This is a genomic window from Synechococcus sp. FACHB-909, from assembly GCF_014698945.1.
Lineage (GTDB): Bacteria > Cyanobacteriota > Cyanobacteriia > PCC-6307 > Cyanobiaceae > Cyanobium.
The window spans coordinates 1-16,148 of sequence record NZ_JACJTY010000013.1; the positions used below are offsets into that span (position 1 = coordinate 1).

19 protein-coding genes are annotated in these 16,148 nt (G+C 71.7%); 12 read left to right on the forward strand and 7 right to left on the reverse strand.

Annotation, left to right across the window (positions count from 1 at the left end; all coding sequences use genetic code 11):
• The 3 genes from H6G99_RS15485 to mutT form a co-directional block, all read left to right on the forward strand.
• Positions 1-237, forward strand: a 237-nt coding sequence (locus H6G99_RS15485) for a sigma factor-like helix-turn-helix DNA-binding protein (RefSeq protein WP_286191209.1), incomplete at its 5' end; no start/stop codon positions are given.
• 65 nt (positions 238-302) lie between these two features.
• Entirely contained in the window at positions 303-1,064 is a 762-nt protein-coding gene (locus tag H6G99_RS15490) for a putative 2OG-Fe(II) oxygenase (protein ID WP_190612539.1), read from the forward strand.
• Positions 1,051-2,217, forward strand: coding sequence for an 8-oxo-dGTP diphosphatase MutT (mutT, locus tag H6G99_RS15495; protein ID WP_353617266.1), 1,167 nt, complete (start codon positions 1,051-1,053; stop codon positions 2,215-2,217). The genes H6G99_RS15490 and mutT overlap by 14 nt, the downstream gene beginning before the upstream one ends.
• Here mutT and tsaE read toward each other — a convergent pair.
• Complete coding sequence (tsaE, locus tag H6G99_RS15500; protein ID WP_190612461.1) at positions 2,180-2,710, reverse strand: tRNA (adenosine(37)-N6)-threonylcarbamoyltransferase complex ATPase subunit type 1 TsaE; 531 nt, start codon at positions 2,708-2,710, stop codon at positions 2,180-2,182. The genes mutT and tsaE overlap by 38 nt on opposite strands.
• A 91-nt stretch (positions 2,711-2,801) precedes the next feature.
• Here tsaE and ahcY point away from each other — a divergent pair, with 91 nt between their 5' ends.
• The gene (gene ahcY / locus H6G99_RS15505) at positions 2,802-4,244 is read left to right on the forward strand and encodes an adenosylhomocysteinase (protein ID WP_190612463.1); all 1,443 of its coding nucleotides are present in this window, start codon (positions 2,802-2,804) and stop codon (positions 4,242-4,244) included.
• Between the two features lie 74 nt (positions 4,245-4,318).
• Positions 4,319-4,975 (forward strand): DedA family protein, encoded by a 657-nt coding sequence (locus H6G99_RS15510; RefSeq protein ID WP_190612464.1) that lies wholly within the window; start codon positions 4,319-4,321, stop codon positions 4,973-4,975.
• A gap of 146 nt (positions 4,976-5,121) precedes the next feature.
• On the opposite strand, the gene H6G99_RS15515 is transcribed toward H6G99_RS15510, so the two are convergent.
• Entirely contained in the window at positions 5,122-5,523 is a 402-nt protein-coding gene (locus tag H6G99_RS15515) for a single-stranded DNA-binding protein (protein WP_190612465.1), read from the reverse strand.
• Positions 5,524-5,682: 159 nt separating this feature from the next.
• Between H6G99_RS15515 and H6G99_RS15520 the strand changes: the two genes are divergently transcribed.
• The 7 genes from H6G99_RS15520 (at position 5,683) to H6G99_RS15550 (ending at position 12,349) form a co-directional block, all read left to right on the forward strand.
• Positions 5,683-6,729, forward strand: coding sequence for a rod shape-determining protein (locus H6G99_RS15520; RefSeq protein ID WP_094584283.1), 1,047 nt, complete (start codon positions 5,683-5,685; stop codon positions 6,727-6,729).
• Between the two features lie 5 nt (positions 6,730-6,734).
• Positions 6,735-7,475 carry a rod shape-determining protein MreC gene (gene mreC, locus H6G99_RS15525; RefSeq protein ID WP_190612466.1) on the forward strand — a complete coding sequence of 247 codons (741 nt, stop codon included), beginning with the start codon at positions 6,735-6,737 and terminating at the stop codon, positions 7,473-7,475.
• Positions 7,475-8,086, forward strand: a complete 612-nt coding sequence (locus H6G99_RS15530) for a rod shape-determining protein MreD (RefSeq protein ID WP_190612468.1) — start codon at positions 7,475-7,477, stop codon at positions 8,084-8,086. The genes mreC and H6G99_RS15530 overlap by 1 nt, the downstream gene beginning before the upstream one ends.
• A gap of 3 nt (positions 8,087-8,089) precedes the next feature.
• A complete protein-coding gene (locus H6G99_RS15535) occupies positions 8,090-9,430 on the forward strand; it encodes an ABC transporter substrate-binding protein (RefSeq protein WP_190612469.1) in 1,341 nt (446 codons plus the stop codon).
• A 139-nt stretch (positions 9,431-9,569) separates the two neighbouring features.
• Positions 9,570-10,454 (forward strand): response regulator transcription factor RpaB, encoded by an 885-nt coding sequence (rpaB, locus tag H6G99_RS15540; protein WP_094584287.1) that lies wholly within the window; start codon positions 9,570-9,572, stop codon positions 10,452-10,454.
• Between the two features lie 72 nt (positions 10,455-10,526).
• Entirely contained in the window at positions 10,527-12,023 is a 1,497-nt protein-coding gene (lysS, locus tag H6G99_RS15545; protein WP_094584288.1) for a lysine--tRNA ligase, read from the forward strand.
• Positions 12,024-12,085: 62 nt separating this feature from the next.
• On the forward strand, positions 12,086-12,349 hold the full coding sequence (locus H6G99_RS15550) for a DUF8660 family protein (protein ID WP_035832975.1): 264 nt from the start codon (positions 12,086-12,088) through the stop codon (positions 12,347-12,349).
• Between the two features lie 3 nt (positions 12,350-12,352).
• Here H6G99_RS15550 and H6G99_RS15555 read toward each other — a convergent pair whose 3' ends face one another.
• From H6G99_RS15555 to egtB, 5 genes are read right to left on the reverse strand one after another with little or no spacing between them, the layout of a single operon-like run.
• Entirely contained in the window at positions 12,353-13,153 is an 801-nt protein-coding gene (locus H6G99_RS15555) for a YdcF family protein (RefSeq protein ID WP_094584289.1), read from the reverse strand.
• 13 nt (positions 13,154-13,166) lie between these two features.
• Positions 13,167-13,652: a hercynine metabolism protein gene (locus H6G99_RS15560; protein ID WP_190612471.1), complete on the reverse strand. Its 486-nt coding sequence runs from the start codon at positions 13,650-13,652 to the stop codon at positions 13,167-13,169.
• Complete coding sequence (locus H6G99_RS15565; RefSeq protein ID WP_094584291.1) at positions 13,649-13,885, reverse strand: hercynine metabolism small protein; 237 nt, start codon at positions 13,883-13,885, stop codon at positions 13,649-13,651. Before H6G99_RS15565 ends, H6G99_RS15560 begins: the two co-directional genes overlap by 4 nt.
• A complete protein-coding gene (gene egtD / locus H6G99_RS15570; RefSeq protein WP_190612472.1) occupies positions 13,882-14,853 on the reverse strand; it encodes an L-histidine N(alpha)-methyltransferase in 972 nt (323 codons plus the stop codon). The genes H6G99_RS15565 and egtD overlap by 4 nt, the downstream gene beginning before the upstream one ends.
• Positions 14,847-16,097: an ergothioneine biosynthesis protein EgtB gene (egtB, locus tag H6G99_RS15575; RefSeq protein ID WP_190612474.1), complete on the reverse strand. Its 1,251-nt coding sequence runs from the start codon at positions 16,095-16,097 to the stop codon at positions 14,847-14,849. The genes egtD and egtB overlap by 7 nt, the downstream gene beginning before the upstream one ends.
• Between the last annotated feature and the right edge of the window lie 51 nt (positions 16,098-16,148).

A 16,148-nucleotide genomic window follows, 5' to 3' on the forward strand; every position in this document is an offset into this window, starting at 1 on the left:
CTGGTGGACGGCGAATGCCTCAAGGGGGACCTGCGGGCCCTGCTGGAGCAGCTGCCGGAACTGCAGGGGCGGGTGCTGAAGATGCGCTACGGCATCGACGGTGAGGAGCCGATGAGCCTCACCGGCATCGGCCGCATCCTGGGCATCAGCCGCGACCGGGTGCGCAACCTGGAGCGCGACGGCCTGGCCGGCCTGCGGCGCGTCAGCGACGCCGTCGAGGCCTACGTGGCCATCTGACGCCTTCCCGGGCGCTCCGTTTGCGAGGCTTGGAACCGCACGCACCTCTTCCTCCCATGGCCGGCATGCCCCCCGCAGCCTCGGAGGATCCGACGATGGAGGTGATCAGTCTCTTTCCCCGCTACCTGCTCCAGGGCCACCTGGGCCCCGCCCAGCTGGCCGATCTTCAGGCCATGGCCAGGGCGGTGCTGGCGGCGCCTGAACGCAGTCCCGATGCCTCGGTGAAGCTGGCCGGCCAGCTGACCCAGCAGCGGGAACTCGGCCCCGACCATCCCGCCGCCGCCGAGCTCTGCCGTTCGGTGATCCTGCCGGCCTGCGAGCGCTGGATCCGCCACGTGATCGACCAGCAGCCGCCCCAGGGCCGGGGTCCCTGGACGCCGGGCCGCTACGGCCTGCAGATGATCGACCTCTGGCTCAACGCCCAGCGCGCCGGCGACTACAACCCCACCCACACCCACGGCGGCAGCTTCTCCGGCGTGCTGTTCCTGCAGGTGCCGCCCCAGATCCGGGCCGACAGCTTCGACGGCCAGCTCTGCTTCCACGGCCCGGAGGAATGGCACATCCAGAGCTTCCGCACCGGCATGGCCCACTACGTGCTGCCGGTGCCCGGTGACTTCTATGTGTTCCCGGCCTGGCAGCCCCACTCGGTGCCCCCCTTCCGGGGCGAGGGGGAGCGCTGGTCGATCGCCTTCAACGTGGTGGCCGTGCCCCAGCCGCCATCGCGCCCCGCCCCGCCGCCGGCCCCTGCCCAGGGGGCTGGGCAGGGCCCCTTGCAGGGCAACGTCTCCCTCTCCAGCGGCCGACCCCGACCGGGTGGGTTCCTCTAGGACGCGGCCCCCGCAGCTTCCGGGCCCGATTGGGCCCCTGCGGGCCGATCTGCTCGCCTGGTGGGAGCGGGAGGGCCGCCACCACATTCCCTGGAAGCTTCACCCCGATGGCTCCCGACCGGGGCCGGGGGAGCCCCTGGCCGCCTACGGGGTCTGGGTCGCCGAGGTGATGCTGCAGCAGACCCAGCTGGCGGTGGTGCTGCCCTACTGGCACCGCTGGATGGCGGCGTTTCCTGACGTTGGGACCCTCGCCGCCGCCAGCGAGCACGACGTGCTGATGCTCTGGCAGGGCCTGGGCTACTACGCCCGGGCCCGCCGTCTGCACGCGGGGGCGCGGCAACTCGTCGCCGGCGCCCAGCCATCGGCTGCGGGCAGCGGCGACCCCTGGCCGCGCAGCCTCGAGGGCTGGATGGCCCTGCCGGGCATCGGCCGCAGCACCGCCGGCAGCATCCTCTCCTCCGCCTTCGATCGGCCCTTCGCGATCCTTGACGGCAACGTCCAGCGGGTGCTGGCCCGGCTGATGGCCCACCCGGTTCCGCCGAAGCGGGAGCTGGCCGGGTTCTGGCGGCTCAGCGAGACCCTGCTCGACCCGCAGCGGCCCCGCGCCTTCAACCAGGCCCTGATGGACCTGGGCGCCGGCGTCTGCACCCCCCGCCAGCCCGCCTGCGGCACCTGTCCGTGGCAGCCGCACTGCGCTGCCTACGCTGCCGGCGACCCCGGCCGCTTCCCCGTGAAGGACACCCCCCCGCCCGTGCCGTTCCAGGTGATCGGGGTGGGGGTGGTGTCGGACGCTGCCGGCAGGGTGCTGATCGACCAGCGGCTCCCGGAGGGCCTGCTCGGGGGGCTGTGGGAGTTCCCGGGGGGCAAGCAGGAACCGGGCGAGGCGATCGAGGCGACGATCCGGCGCGAGCTGCGCGAGGAGCTGGCCATCGAGGTGACGGTGGGGGAGGAGCTGATCACGCTCGAGCACGCCTATAGCCACAAGCGGCTGCGCTTCGTGGTGCATCTCTGCCGCTGGCTGGCGGGGGAGCCGCAGCCGCTGGCCTCTCAGCAGGTGCGCTGGGTGGCGCCGGATGAGCTCGCCAGCTACCCCTTCCCGGCCGCCAACGCCCGCATCATCGCGGCGCTGGAGGCAAGGATCGCGGCGGGGTGAAGCCTGGCGGCGGGGTGAAGCCCGGCGGCGTGATCCGGGCCACCCGGCCCTCGCCATCCTCCGCGTGGCTCAACGCCACCTCCCAGGCTCCCTCGGGCTGGAAGCTGAGCCGCTCGGGCCACTCCACCGCCAGGACGGCGCCGAGGCCGCGGGCGTCCTCCTCCTCCTGGGCGAACAGTTCATCGGCCGCGGCGCCCGGCTCCAGCCGGTAGAGATCCAGGTGCACCAGGGCCGTGGTGCCGGCGTCGGAGCCGGTGTCGGTGTCGTAGTGCTGGGCCAGGGCGAAGGTGGGGCTGGTGACCGGCTCGGCGATGCCCAGGGCGGCGGCCAGCCCCTGCACCAGGGACGTCTTGCCGGCGCCGAGCTCCCCCCGCAGCAGCAGCAGGGCGCCGTCACCGGCCGCGAGCAGCTGCGACGCCAGTCGCCGCCCCAGGGCGTCGGTGGCGGCGGGGTCCGCCAGATGGCACACCTCGATCACGTCAGCGGATTCCATCGATGTAGATTGCCCTCCAGCGAGCCCGAAGCCTCGGCGTCTCTGCAGATATTTCCACTTCTTCGTCCTCCCCTTGGGGAGCTTCCCATTCATGGTGGCAACACCTTCCAGCCCTGAGGCTGCTTTTGCTGGCCTTCAGGCGACTGCGTCCTATGTGATCGCCGATATCGGCCTGGCCGACTGGGGCCGCAAGGAACTGGCGATCGCTGAAACCGAGATGCCCGGCCTGATGGCCCTGCGCGAGAAGTTCGGTGCCGAGCAGCCCCTGAAGGGCGCCCGGATCGCCGGCAGCCTGCATATGACGATCCAGACCGCCGTTCTGATCGAGACCCTGGTGGCCCTCGGCGCCGAGGTGCGCTGGGCCTCCTGCAACATCTTCTCCACCCAGGACCACGCCGCCGCCGCCATCGCCGCTGCCGGCATCCCGGTGTTCGCCTACAAGGGCGAAACCCTGGATGAGTACTGGGCCTTCACCCACCGCATCCTCGAGTGGGGCGACGGCGGCACCCCCAACATGATCCTCGACGACGGTGGCGATGCCACCGGCCTGGTGGTGCTCGGCAGCAAGGCCGAGAAGGATCTCTCGGTGCTCGACAACCCCTCCAGCGAGGAGGAGGTGGCGCTGTTCAACTCCATCCGTCAGAAGCTGGCGGTGCAGCCGGGCTTCTACTCCCGCATCTACGCCAACATCCAGGGCGTCACCGAGGAGACCACCACCGGTGTGGCCCGTCTGTACCAGATGCAGAAGAGCGGTGAGCTGCCTTTCCCGGCCATCAACGTCAACGACTCGGTCACCAAGAGCAAGTTCGACAACCTCTACGGCTGCCGCGAGTCGCTGGTCGACAGCATCAAGCGCGCCACCGATGTGATGGTGGCCGGCAAGGTGGCCCTGGTGCTGGGCTACGGCGACGTGGGCAAGGGTTCGGCCCAGTCCCTGCGCGGGCTCGGCGCCACGGTGATGATCGCCGAGATCGATCCGATCTGCGCCCTGCAGGCCGCCATGGAGGGCTACCGCGTCGTCCGTCTCGAGGACGTGGTGGCGGATGTGGACATCTTCGTGACCGCCACGGGCAACTACCAGGTGATCCGCCACGAGCACCTGCTCGCCATGAAGAACCAGGCGATCGTGTGCAACATCGGCCACTTCGACAACGAGATCGATGTGGCGTCCCTCAAGCAGTACGCCTGGGAGAACATCAAGCCCCAGGTGGATCACGTGATCCTGCCCAGCGGCAACCGGATCATCCTGCTGGCCGAGGGCCGGCTGGTGAACCTGGGCTGCGGCACCGGCCACCCCAGCTTCGTGATGAGCAACTCCTTCACCAACCAAGTGCTGGCCCAGATCGAGCTCTTCACCAAGGGCGACGAGTACGGCAAGGAGGTCTACGTTCTGCCCAAGCACCTCGACGAGATGGTGGCCCGCCTGCACCTCGACCGGATCGGCGCCCGGCTCACCGAGCTCACCCCCGAGCAGGCGGCCTACATCGCCGTGCCCGTGGAGGGCCCCTACAAGCTCGACCACTACCGCTACTGAGCGGCGTCGGCCCGGCGCTGCTGGCAGCGTCCGGGCCGTCGTGGAAGACTGGCGCCTCTGATCCGGCTGGCCCGATGGCGATCGAACTGGTCCAGAAGCTGCCCGAGATGATCGGCGCGGCCGTGGAGGCCAACCCGGCGGCAGGGTATGGCGCGATCTTCGCGGCCATGTTCCTGGAGAACCTGTTCCCCCCGATTCCCTCCGAGCTGATCATGCCGCTCGGGGGGTTTTTTGTGCATCAGGGCAAGCTTTCCCTGGTGCCGGTGGTGCTGGCCGGCCTGCTGGGCACCGTGCTCGGCGCCCTGCCCTGGTACGGCATCGGCCGGCTGGTGAACGAGCAGCGCATCGAGCACTGGCTGGAACGCCACGGCCGCTGGATCGGCATCAGCCCCCAGGAGCTGCGCCGCAGCCGCCGCTGGTTCAGCCGCCATGGCACGGCCCTGGTGTTCTGGGGCCGTCTGGTGCCCGGCATCCGCACCCTGATCTCCGTGCCCGCCGGCATCGAGATGATGCCGATGGCCCCCTTCCTGCTCTGGACCACCGCCGGCAGCCTGATCTGGACCCTGCTGCTGACGCTGGCGGGCCTGGCCCTGGGCGAGGGCTACACGAATGTGGAGCGCTGGATCGAGCCCGCCGCCCGGGTGGTGAAGGTGCTGTTGCTGGTGGCGGTGCTGGCCGGCGCCGTGTGGCTGGGGCTGCGGATCTGGAAGCAGAGCCGCCAGCGGCCCTGATCGGAGTCCCGGGCCTGCAGGGACTCCGGCCCGGCCCCGGACAGTAAAAAAGGCGCCCCGGGGGGCGCCTTCTCTGGCTTCGGACGCTTGATAACCCGGCTGGGCCACTGGCACAAGCCCCCCGGGCCGAATCCGGGCCCGCAGGCTCAGAACGGCACTTCCTCCTCGCTGGGTTCGCCGCCGCCGAAACCGCCCCCGAAGCCGCCGCCGCCGCCGCCGCCTCCCTCCGCGTCCCGCTTGCTGCCGAGCAGCTCCAGCCGATCGACGCGGATCACCGGCTTGCTGCGCTCCTCACCGCTGGCCCTGTCCGTCCAGCGGTCGAGCTTGAACGAGCCGATGATGCCGATCAGGGCACCCTTGCGGACGTAGTCGGCGGCCACCTGGGCCTGCTTGCCCCAGATCTCCAGGTTGAACCAGTCCGGCTCGTCGTCGCGGCTGCGGCGGTTCACCGCCAGGGTGAGGTTGGCGACCATGCTGCCGGATTCGAAGTAGCGGACCTCAGGGTCGCGGCCGGCTCTGCCGACGAGGGTGATGGAATTGACGCCCATGGCGTGCTCCTGGAACGAATGGATCAATGATGCGGCACCCCGATCGGGGGCCTCTCCCTTTCCGTTCCACCCTTCGTCCCGGTTGTCACACCCGGCGGCTCTGCGGAGGGCCGCTGGGAATGCCCCACCTATGATTCACCGCTGCCAGAGGCCTTGCCCGTGTTTTTCCGCCGCTTCCAGTTCTCCCGCGACATCGGCATCGATCTGGGGACGGCCAACACGCTGATGTACGTCTCGGGCAAGGGGATCGTGCTGCAGGAGCCCTCGGTGGTGGCGATCGATCTGGAGCGCGGCACCCCCCTGGCGGTGGGCGAGGAGGCCAAGTTGATGCTGGGCCGCACCCCCGGCAACATCCGGGCGATCCGGCCCCTGCGCGACGGCGTCATCGCCGACTTCGACGCCGCCGAGCAGATGATCAAGAGCTTCATCCAGAAGGGCAACGAAGGCCGCGGCGTGATCGCCCCGCGCCTGGTGATCGGCATCCCCAGCGGCGTCACCGGCGTCGAGCGCCGGGCCGTGCATCAGGCCGGCCTGGCCGGGGCCCGGCAGGTGCACCTGATCGATGAGCCGGTGGCGGCCGCCATCGGCGCCGGTCTGCCGGTGACCGATCCGGTGGGCACGATGATCGTCGACATCGGCGGCGGCACCACCGAGGTGGCCGTGCTGAGCCTGGGCGGCACCGTGCTGAGCGAGTCGGTGCGGGTGGCCGGCGACGAACTCAGCGACGCCATCAGCGTCTATCTCAAGAAGGTCCACAACCTGGTGGTGGGCGAGCGCACCGCCGAGGACATCAAGATCCGCATCGGCTCCGCCTTCCCCGACGACGCCCACGACGAAACCTCCATGGACGTACGGGGTCTGCACCTGCTCTCCGGCCTGCCGCGCACGATCAACATCCGGGCCGGCGACATCCGCGAAGCCATGGCCGAGCCGCTCAACGTGATCGTCGAGGCGGTCAAGCGCACCCTGGAGCGCACCCCTCCCGAGCTGGCGGCCGACATCGTTGACCGGGGGATCATGCTCGCCGGCGGCGGCGCCCTGGTGCGGGGCATCTGCGACCTGATCAGCCACGAGACCGGGATCCTCACCCACGTGGCCGAAGACCCCCTGCTCTGTGTGGTCAACGGCTGCGGCATGGTCCTTGAGGACTACAGCCGGCTCGAGCGCGTGCTCGACACCCCTGAATTCGCCCGTATGACGGCCTGAGTCCGATGCCGGCTTGGCGCTGGCTCCGCTTCGTCGACGGCTCCTCCCTGCGACGCCTCCTGCCCTGGCTGCTGGTGCTGCTGGCGCTCGCGGCCGTGCGTCTCAGCAAGGGGGCGATGCTCACCGACGCCTACGCCTTCCTCAGCAGACCCTTCTGGCCGGGGACGGCCCAGGCGGAGTGGCTGCGGTCGGCCCGCCGGGTGGAGGACGGTGCCCGGCTGGCCCAGCTGGAGCGGGACAACCAGCGGCTGCGGTCGCTCCTGGACCTGCAGCAGAAGAATCCCAACCGGGTGACCGCCCCGGTGATCTCCCGCGACGGTTCCGGCTGGTGGCGGCAACTGTTGCTCGGCCAGGGGGCCCTGAGCGGCATCCGGGCCGGCCAGGCGGTGCTCGGCCCCGGCGGCCTGGTCGGCCTGGTGGGGAGTGTCACCCCCAGCACCGCCACCGTCACCCTGCTCACCGATCCCAGCAGCCGGGTCGGGGTCTGGGTGGGGCGCACCCAGCACCACGGCCTGCTCACCGGCATCGGCACCGCCCGGCCCCTGCTGCGCTTCCTGGAGAAGGATCCCCAGGCCCGTCCCGGTGACGTGGTGGTGACCTCCCCCGCCAGCACCCTGGTGCCGCCGAACCTGCCGGTGGGCGTGATCCAGACCATGGACGCCAATGCCGATCCGGCGCCGGAGGCGGTGGTGCAGCTGATCGCGCCGGTGTCGGCCCTCGACTGGGTGCAGGTGCAGGTGCGCTGATGGATCTGCTCAGCCGGCAGCCCCTGCTTGCCGCCACGGTCCTGCTGGTGCCGCTGCTCGTCCTGGCCTCGCCGGGCTGGCTGGCCCTCGACGGCGTCGGTCCCTGCTGGGCGGTGCTGTGGCTGCTGCCCTGGGCGCTGTGCGACGGCCCCTTCTCGGGAGCCTGCGCCGGCCTGGCCCTGGGCCTGCTGCTCGATGCACTCCACCCCGGCGGCGTCACCCAGATCCCCGCCCTGCTGCTGCTGGGCTGGTGGTGGGGGCGGATGGGACGGCGGGCGGCGCCGATCCAGCGCAGCTTCAGCCTCGGCCTGCTCGCCCTGATCGGCACGGCCCTGCTGGGCCTCACCCTGATGCTCCAGTGGGGGATTCTCGACTGGATCGGCACCCGGGAGGCGCTGCAGCTGGCGGGACCGTTGGCCGGCCGCAGCGCCCGGGAGCACGGGGTGAATCCCGCCCTGCTGGCCCTGCCGGGCTGGCGCTGGGATGATCTGGCGGGATCCGGCCTGCGGGTTCTGCTCGCCCAGACCCTGATCACGGCCGTGCTCGCACCGATGCTCTGCTCCCTGCAACTGCTGCTCTGGCGGCAACTGGGCTCCGGCTGGCGCCGCTAGGCCATGGCCAGGATGTCTCCCCGCTCCAGCCGGCCGTCCCGCCTGCCCCGCCGCCAGGCCCTGCGGCTGCTGGCCGCCCCGTTCGCCCTCGCCCTCGCCGCCGGGGCCTGCGCCCGCCCGCCCGCGTCCGGCCGGGGCAAGGTGCTCAACGTCTGGACCCTGGACCTGGCGCCCCGCTTCAACGACTACATGGGGCGGGTGATCGCCGCCTGGGAGCGGGCCCATCCCGGCGTGACGGTGCGCTGGACCGATGTGCCCTGGGGGTCGGTGGAACGCAAGCTGCTGGCCTCGGTGTTCGCCCGCACCGCCCCTGATCTGGTCAACCTCAACCCCAACTTCGCCGCCAACCTGGCCAGCAAGGGGGGCCTGCGGGACCTCACCCCCCTGCTTCCCCCCGACGCCGCCGAGCGCTACCTGGCCGGCATCTGGACCTCGGGCCAGCAAGGGGGGGAACAGTTCGGCATTCCCTGGTACCTGACGGCCCGGGTGACGATCGCCAACCGCCGGCTGCTGCAGAAGGCCGGCCTGGCCGCCCCGCCGCGCCGCTGGGAGGAGGTGCCGGCCTATGCCGAGGCCGTCCGGCGCCGCACCGGCCGCTACGCCCTGTTCGTGACCGTGGTGCCCGACGACTCCGGTGAGCTGATGGAGGCGCTGGTGCAGATGGGGGTGCGGCTGCTCGACGACCGCCAGCGGGCGGCGTTCAACAGCCCCGCCGGTCGCCGGGCCTTCGCCTTCTGGAGCGACCTCTACCGCCGCGGCCTGCTGCCGCGGGAGGTGGTGAGCCAGGGGTACCGGCGGGCGATCGAGCTGTACCAGGCCGGGGACCTGGCCCAGGTGGCCAGCGGCCCCGATTTCCTGCGCAACCTGCAGACCAACGCCCCCGGCATCGCCGCCACCTCCGCCCCCTTCCCGCCCCTGACCGGGGCCAGCGGCGAGGCCAACGTGGCGGTGATGAACCTGGTGGTGCCGCGCCAGAGCGCCATGGCCCCGGAGGCGGTGAGCTTCGCCCTGTTCCTGAGCGACGCCGCCAACCAGCTGGTCTTCGCCGAGGAGGCCCGGGTGCTGCCCTCCTCCCGGGGCGCCCTGGCGAGCCTGGAGGGGCGGCTGCGGGCGGCGGTGCCCGCCGACGGCCAGGAGCGGCTGGTCCACAGCGCCCGGCTGCTCTCGATCGAGACCCTGGCGGCGGCGCGGGTGCTGGTGCCGGCGATCCCGGGGGTGAAGCGGCTGCAGGCGATCCTCTACACCCAGCTGCAGCGGGCGATGCTGGGGCAGCTCGACAGCGACGCGGCCCTGGCCGAGGCCGAGAGGCAGTGGAACAGCTACGCCGAGGCCCGCTGGCCCTGAGGCCGCCGGCGGCGGGACTGGCACCCTGAAGAAATGTTGTAAATCGGCCAGAGGCCAGCTGCCGGAACCGATTCCGTGCTCACGGCACGAAACGGCGTCGCGTTATGGTTGCGATTCTTCATCCGGTCGGACAGGAGCGATGCCCACGCCTTCGGTCGCATCCTCTGCATCCTCAGCCTCCCCGTTCACCGACGGGGCTGATCTGCAGGAATCCTCCGGTGGTGTTTCTGCCGCCCAGCAGCCCGCGTCACCGCCACCTTCCGACCAGCAGCCCGCCCAGCCGATCGCCACCCTGCTCGTCGTCGACGACGAGGCCGCTGTGCGCCGGGTGCTGCTGATGCGCCTGCAGCTGGCCGGTTACCGGGTCCTGTGCGCCGAGGACGGCGAGGAAGCCCTGGCCCTGTTCCACAAGGAGCAGCCCGATCTGGTGGTCCTCGACGTCATGCTGCCGAAGCTGGACGGCTTCGCCGTCTGCCGGCGGCTGCGGGCCGAATCCTGCGTTCCGATCATTTTCCTCTCCGCCCTCGATGCCATCGCCGAGCGGGTGGCGGGCCTGGACCTCGGCGCCGACGACTACCTGCCCAAGCCCTTCAGCCCCAAGGAACTGGAGGCCCGCATCTCCACGATCCTGCGCCGCATGGGCCGGGGGGCCGCCACCAGCGAGCCCCGCGAGCTGCCCACGGGCTCCGGGGTGCTGCGGGTGGGGGATCTGGTGGTCGACACCAACCGCCGCCAGGTGACCCGCGAGGGACAGCGCATCGCCCTCACCTACACCGAATTCAGCCTGCTGGAGCTGCTGTTCCGCGAGCCGGGACGGGTGGTGCCCCGGGCCGAGATCCTTGAGCAGCTCTGGGGCTATCCGCCGCGCCGGGCCGCCGACCTGCGGGTGGTGGACGTCTATGTGGCGCGGCTGCGCGGCAAGCTCGAGCCCGACCCCCGCAACCCGGAGCTGATCCTCACGGTGCGCGGCACGGGCTACGCCTCCCAGCGGATGGGCGAGGGAACCCTGGCCGCCGCCGGCTGAACCGCGCGCTGAAGTCGATGCCGGCCGGTCCTGCAGGATGGGCAGCGACCCTTCTCCATCGCCCTGCCTGCCTTGTCGGATCTGCGTGAGACCCGTCTGGAGAAAGCCCGCGCCCTGGAGGCCCTCGGCCGGGCTCCCTATGCGCTCGGCTTCGCCCCCAGCCACCGCACCGCCGAGCTGCAGCAGGCCCACGCCGACCTGCCCAACGGCGAGGAGCGGGCCGTGGCGGTGGCGGTGGCGGGGCGGGTGATGACCCGGCGGGTGATGGGCAAGCTGGCCTTCTTCACCATCGCCGACGAAACCGGTCCGATCCAGCTGTTCATCGAGAAGGCCACCCTGCTGGCGGCCCACCCGGACGAGCCCGAGGCCTTCGCCCAGATCACCTCCCTGGTGGATGGCGGTGACTGGATCGGGGTGCACGGCAGCCTGCGCCGCACCGACCGGGGCGAGCTCTCGGTGAAGGTGACCGACTGGGTGATGCTCTCCAAGGCGCTCCAGCCCCTGCCCGACAAGTGGCATGGCCTGGCGGACGTGGAGAAGCGCTACCGCCAGCGCTACCTGGACCTGATCGTTTCGCCCCACACCCGCGAGACCTTCCGCCGCCGGGCGCGGCTGGTGAGCGCCATGCGCCGCTGGCTCGACGAGCGCGGCTTCCTCGAGATCGAGACGCCCGTCCTGCAGACGGAGGCCGGCGGCGCCGACGCCCGCCCCTTCGCCACCCACCACAACGCCCTCGACCTGCCCCTCACCCTGCGCATCGCCACGGAGCTGCACCTCAAGCGGCTGGTGGTGGGGGGCTTCGAACGGGTCTACGAACTGGGGCGCATCTTCCGCAACGAGGGGATCAGCACCCGCCACAACCCCGAGTTCACCTCGGTGGAGATCTACCAGGCCTTCGCCGATTACCACACGATGATGGATCTCACCGAGCAGCTGCTGGCCGCAGCCTGCCTGGAGGTCTGCGGCGACACGCGCCTCACCTACCAGGGCGAGGCGATCGATCTCACCCCGCCCTGGCGGCGGGTCACCATGCACGAGCTGGTGGAGCAGGCCACCGGCCTGGATTTCAGCGGCTTCAGCGACCGCGCCGAGGCGGTGGCGGCGATGGAGGCCGCCGGCCTGGCGGCCCCCGAGGCGGCCGACAGCGTCGGCCGGCTGCTGGTGGAGGCCTTCGAGCAGGCGGTGGAGACCACCCTGGTGCAGCCCACCTTCGTGATGGACTACCCGGTGGAGAACTCGCCCCTGGCACGGGCCCACCGCAGCAAGCCGGGGATGGTGGAGCGCTTCGAGCTGTTCATCGTCGGGCGGGAGACGGCCAACGCCTTCAGCGAGCTGATCGACCCCCTCGATCAGCGTGCCCGGCTCGAGCTGCAGCAGCTGCGCCGCCAGGCGGGGGACCCCGAAGCCCAGACGGTGGACGAGGATTTTCTGCACGCCCTGGAGGTGGGCATGCCCCCCACCGGCGGCCTCGGCATCGGCATCGATCGCCTCGCCATGCTGCTCACCGACAGCCCCTCGATCCGCGATGTGATCGCCTTCCCCCTGCTGCGCCCGGAGGCCCGCGACTAGGCCGGAACCGACGCAGTGGGATAATGGTCCCCAGTAGGCCTTCTCCCCCTCGGGGCTCTGGTATGAGTGGTGAGCGCGTCGGTTTTCGCTTTCAACACGCCGATGCTGTGGTGAAGCGCAATCCCCAGGGGCGATCTCGCCGTGGCTGGGTCATGGAGCCCGTGGAGCAGACCACCAGCCGGGGCACCAAGATGCCCGCCTACCGCATCCGCTGGCGGGACAGTGAACGTCCGGAGATCGTGCTGCAGCACATGCTCATCGCCGATCCCGACCCCACTCCGCCGCCCGAGGGCGTGAGCCTGGTGCCGCCGGCCCCCAAGAAGTAACGCTCAGACCCACCCCCGCAGCCGGTAGGCCAGCAGGCCGAGGTGCTCGCGCATGGCCGTGGTGGTGAGCACCAGGGCTTCGGCGCTGGGCAGCACCCCCATCACGGTGCCCGCCAGGGTGGGGGTGCCGAAGGAGCGCCGCTCGGGCAGCTGGAAGTCGCAGGCCACCGGGATGATCCGCAGGTCCGGGGCGGCCCGGCGAAGGGTGGCCAGCGACCGGGGCAGGTGGGTGGCGCTGGTGACCAGCAGCAGGGAGTTCCAGCCCCGCTGCCGGGCCACCCGCACCAGGGCGCCGGCCTCCTCGCCGGTGTTGCGCCCCTCCTCGCTGGTCACGATCCGATCGGCCGCCACCCCCAGGCTGGTGGCCAGGGCCTTGGCCAGCCGGGCTTCGCCGGCCGCCGGATCGTTGGCCATGAAGGTGACCTTGCCGCCGGTCACCAGCAGCCAGGGGGCCTTGCCCTCCCGCATCAGGGCCACGGCCCGCAGCAGCCGGTCGCCGGCCTCGTTCACCTCCACCCCCTGGCGCGGCGGCAGGGCGGGCCGCAGGCCGCCGCCCAGCACCAGCACCGCATCGGCGCTGGGGATCGGCGACGGCGTCAGCCGGGCGGCCCGCTCCTCCAGGCTCCAGACCAGCTGCCGGCTCAGCAGGGGGGTGGCCGCCAGCCAGAGCAGGGCGATGCCCACCCCGGAGAGCACCGGGCCGAAGCGGCGCTGCCGGCCCAGCAGGCCGGCGATCTGGAGCAGCAGGGCCAGGCCGAGGGGGTAGAGGCCGAGCGGCAGCAGTTTGGAGAGCAGGAAACCCATGGGGCGGCGGGGCTCAGCGCTGGCTGCGGCGCTTCAGCTCCTGCAGCTCCTGCTGGGCCTCGAAATGGGCCCAGTCGGCCTCCAGGTCGGGGGTGGGGGCGGCGCCGGGGCGGGGCCGGCTGGTGAGCTCGGCCAGCTCCTGCTCCACGCCGGCGAAGCGCTGGCCCAGATCGGCCAGGGCGCGCCAGCGGTGGCGGCCCTGGTCCATCAGGCCGCCGACATGCTGCTCGGCCCGGCCGGCCAGGTCCTCGGCGCCGGCGGCCCGGGCCCGGCCGGTGCGCTCCTGCCACTGGCGGATCTCCTCGGCCAGCCGCAGCAGTTCGCGCCGCTGCTCCTCCGCCTGCTGGCGCAGGCGCAGCCGTTCCGCCAGCAGCTGCCGCTGGCGGTCGCGGGACGCCTGCTCCCGCAGCAGCTCCTCCTGCTGGGGATTGGTGCGCAGGAAGCCCTCCAGCTGCTGATCCAGCCGCGCCTCCAGTTCCTCCAGCCAGCTGCTGCTCATGGCACCGGTTCGCCGGGGGCGCGGGTGATCAGGGGCGCCTCAATCTCCTCCTGCAGGGGGGTGATGGCCGCCTCCCGCGAGCGCAGCAGCAGCTGGGTGAGCCGGGCGATGGCCCCTTCGCCCAAGTCCTGTTCGCCGATGCGGTCGAAGGCCCGGCGGTAGAGATCCTCGAGTTCCTCGATCAGCCCCTCGCGCACCCCGCGCATGGACTGACGCTGCTCCTCCCTGCTCATGGCGTGCTCCGGTGCTGTTCCGAGTCTGCCTGCACCAGCAGATGCAGGGCGAAATCGCCGGCGGCATCGCTCCAGCGGCCCGCCCCCAGCCAGCCGGCTTCGGCGGCCAGGGCCAGGAAGGCCTCGGGGGCGTACTTGTGGCTGTATTCGGTGATCAGCGGCTCGCCGGCCGCGAACGGCCAGGACCGCCCCGCCAGGTGCACCTCCAGGTCGCGGCGGCTTACCAGGGCCATGGCGATGCGGGACTGGCCGGCCTCCCACCAGGCCCGGTAGTGGAAGTCGTCGGGGTGGAAATCGCCGTCCAGATCACGGTTGAGGCGGGTGAGCAGGTTGCGGGCGAAGGCCTCCGACCAGCCGGCGGCATCGTTGTAGGCCGCCTCCAGCCGCTCCACCGCCTTGGGCTGGTCGATGCCGATCAGCAGGCGGCTGTCCGGCCCCAGCAGGCGGCGGAACTGGCGCAGCAGCTCCCGGGCGCCGGCTGGGTCGAAGTTGCCGATCGAACTGCCCGGGTAGAAGCCCAGCCGGCCGTGGCCCTCCAGGGCGGGGTGCTCGGGCAGCTGCTCCAGGCGGCTGTAGTCGCAGCAGATGCCGAGCACCGCCAGGTCCGGATGGCGTTGCTGCAGGGCCCGGCAGGCGGGGGCCAGGTGGTCGGCGCTGATGTCGAGGGCGACATAGGCGGCGGGATCCAGGGCGCTGAGCAGGGGGCTCACCTTGCGTGCGCTGCCGGCCCCGAACTCCACCACCACCCCGGGGCCGAGGGCGGCGGCCAGCTCGGGCGCCCGTGCCTCCAGCAGGGCCGTCTCGGTGCGGGTGAGGCCGTACTCGGGCTGCTCGCAGATCGCCTCGAACAGACGGGAACCCTCGGCGTCGTACAGCAGCCAGGCCGGCAGCTGCTTGGGGCGGCGGGCCATGCCATCGATCACCAGCCGGGCCATGTCGGCCGGTTCGGGATGGAGGTCGATCAGCATGGGGCGCCGGTACCGTCGTGTGCGCCGTCGCGGGCCAGCCGCAGCCCGGCGGCCATCCAGCGGCAGTGGGGCCCGAAGAAGTTGCGGTAGGTGGGGCGGGCGTGGCCCGCCGGGGTGAGGAAGCAGCTGCCGCGGAGCACGAACTGGGAGGTCATGAACTTGCCGTTGTATTCCCCGACGGCCCCGGGGGCGGGGCGGAACCCCGGGTAGGGCCGGTAGGGGCTGGCGGTCCATTGCCACAGGGCGCCGAAGGCCTGGGGCAGGGGGCGGCCGTCCGGTTGGGCGGCTTCCGTCGCCACCAGCTCCCATTCGGCTTCGCTGGGCAGGCGGCCGCCGCTCCAGCGGGCAAAGGCGTCGGCCTCGAACCAGCTGACGTGCCGCACGGGCGCCTGGGGGTGCCGGGGCCGGCGGCCCGCCAGGCTGAATTCCCATTCGCCGCGCCAGTAGCGCGGTGCGTTCCAGCCCTGCTGCTGCACCAGCGCCCAGCCCTCGCTCATCCACAGCTCCGGCCGCCGGTAGCCGTCATCGGCGATGAAGGCGGCGTAAGCCTCGTTGGTGACGAGGGTTTCGGCGAGGCTGAAGGGCTCCAGCCACTGGCGGTGCCGGGGGGCTTCGTTGTCGAAGTGGAAGCCACCACCGGCGTGGCCGATCTCCACCAGCCCGCCGGGGTGGGAGCGCCAGCCGCCGGTGGTTTCCGGTGCCCCGGCGCCGGGGGGTTCGACGCCATAGGCGGGCTCCAGCGGGTTGCGGCTGAAGCCGTCCAGCAGATCCATCAGCAGCAGCTCCTGGTGCTGCTGCTCGTGCTGCAGCCCCAGTTCCACCAGCTCCAGCAGGGGCCCGGCCGCCTCGGGTGGCTGGCGATCCAGCTGCAGCAGCAGCGTCTCCAGCCCGGCGTCGACGCGCCGGCGCCAGGCGAGCACCTCGCCGATGGCCGGCCGGGTGAGCAGGCCCCGCTCAGGACGGGGGTGGCGGCTGCCGACCGCCTCGTAATAGGAGTTGAACAGGTGGCCCCAGCGGCGATCGGGCGTCGCGTGGCCCGGCAGGTGGGGCTCCAGCAGGAAGGTCTCGAAGAACCAGGTGGTGTGCCCCAGGTGCCACTTGGCGGGGCTGGCATCGGCCATGCCCTGGAGGCAGAGGTCCTCGGGTTCCAGACCCTGGATCAGGCGTTCACTGTGCTGGCGGACCGCCTGGAGCCGTAGCAGGAGGCAGGGGATGTCCGCCGGCGCGTGTGCCCTGGAACCCATGGTCCTGCCGTTCTCTGGGGCCGACCATAGGGATGTTCCCTACGATCCGGC

Coding starts and splice junctions, on each gene's coding strand:
- H6G99_RS15490 (WP_190612539.1), top strand. CDS start 303: ATGCCCCCCGCAGCCTCGGAGGATCCGACGATGGAGGTGATCAGTCTC.
- tsaE (WP_190612461.1), bottom strand. CDS start 2,710: ATGGAATCCGCTGACGTGATCGAGGTGTGCCATCTGGCGGACCCCGCC.
- ahcY (WP_190612463.1), top strand. CDS start 2,802: ATGGTGGCAACACCTTCCAGCCCTGAGGCTGCTTTTGCTGGCCTTCAG.
- H6G99_RS15510 (WP_190612464.1), top strand. CDS start 4,319: ATGGCGATCGAACTGGTCCAGAAGCTGCCCGAGATGATCGGCGCGGCC.
- H6G99_RS15515 (WP_190612465.1), bottom strand. CDS start 5,523: ATGGGCGTCAATTCCATCACCCTCGTCGGCAGAGCCGGCCGCGACCCT.
- mreC (WP_190612466.1), top strand. CDS start 6,735: ATGCCGGCTTGGCGCTGGCTCCGCTTCGTCGACGGCTCCTCCCTGCGA.
- H6G99_RS15530 (WP_190612468.1), top strand. CDS start 7,475: ATGGATCTGCTCAGCCGGCAGCCCCTGCTTGCCGCCACGGTCCTGCTG.
- H6G99_RS15535 (WP_190612469.1), top strand. CDS start 8,090: ATGGCCAGGATGTCTCCCCGCTCCAGCCGGCCGTCCCGCCTGCCCCGC.
- rpaB (WP_094584287.1), top strand. CDS start 9,570: ATGCCCACGCCTTCGGTCGCATCCTCTGCATCCTCAGCCTCCCCGTTC.
- H6G99_RS15550 (WP_035832975.1), top strand. CDS start 12,086: ATGAGTGGTGAGCGCGTCGGTTTTCGCTTTCAACACGCCGATGCTGTG.
- H6G99_RS15555 (WP_094584289.1), bottom strand. CDS start 13,153: ATGGGTTTCCTGCTCTCCAAACTGCTGCCGCTCGGCCTCTACCCCCTC.
- H6G99_RS15560 (WP_190612471.1), bottom strand. CDS start 13,652: ATGAGCAGCAGCTGGCTGGAGGAACTGGAGGCGCGGCTGGATCAGCAG.
- H6G99_RS15565 (WP_094584291.1), bottom strand. CDS start 13,885: ATGAGCAGGGAGGAGCAGCGTCAGTCCATGCGCGGGGTGCGCGAGGGG.
- egtD (WP_190612472.1), bottom strand. CDS start 14,853: ATGCTGATCGACCTCCATCCCGAACCGGCCGACATGGCCCGGCTGGTG.
- egtB (WP_190612474.1), bottom strand. CDS start 16,097: ATGGGTTCCAGGGCACACGCGCCGGCGGACATCCCCTGCCTCCTGCTA.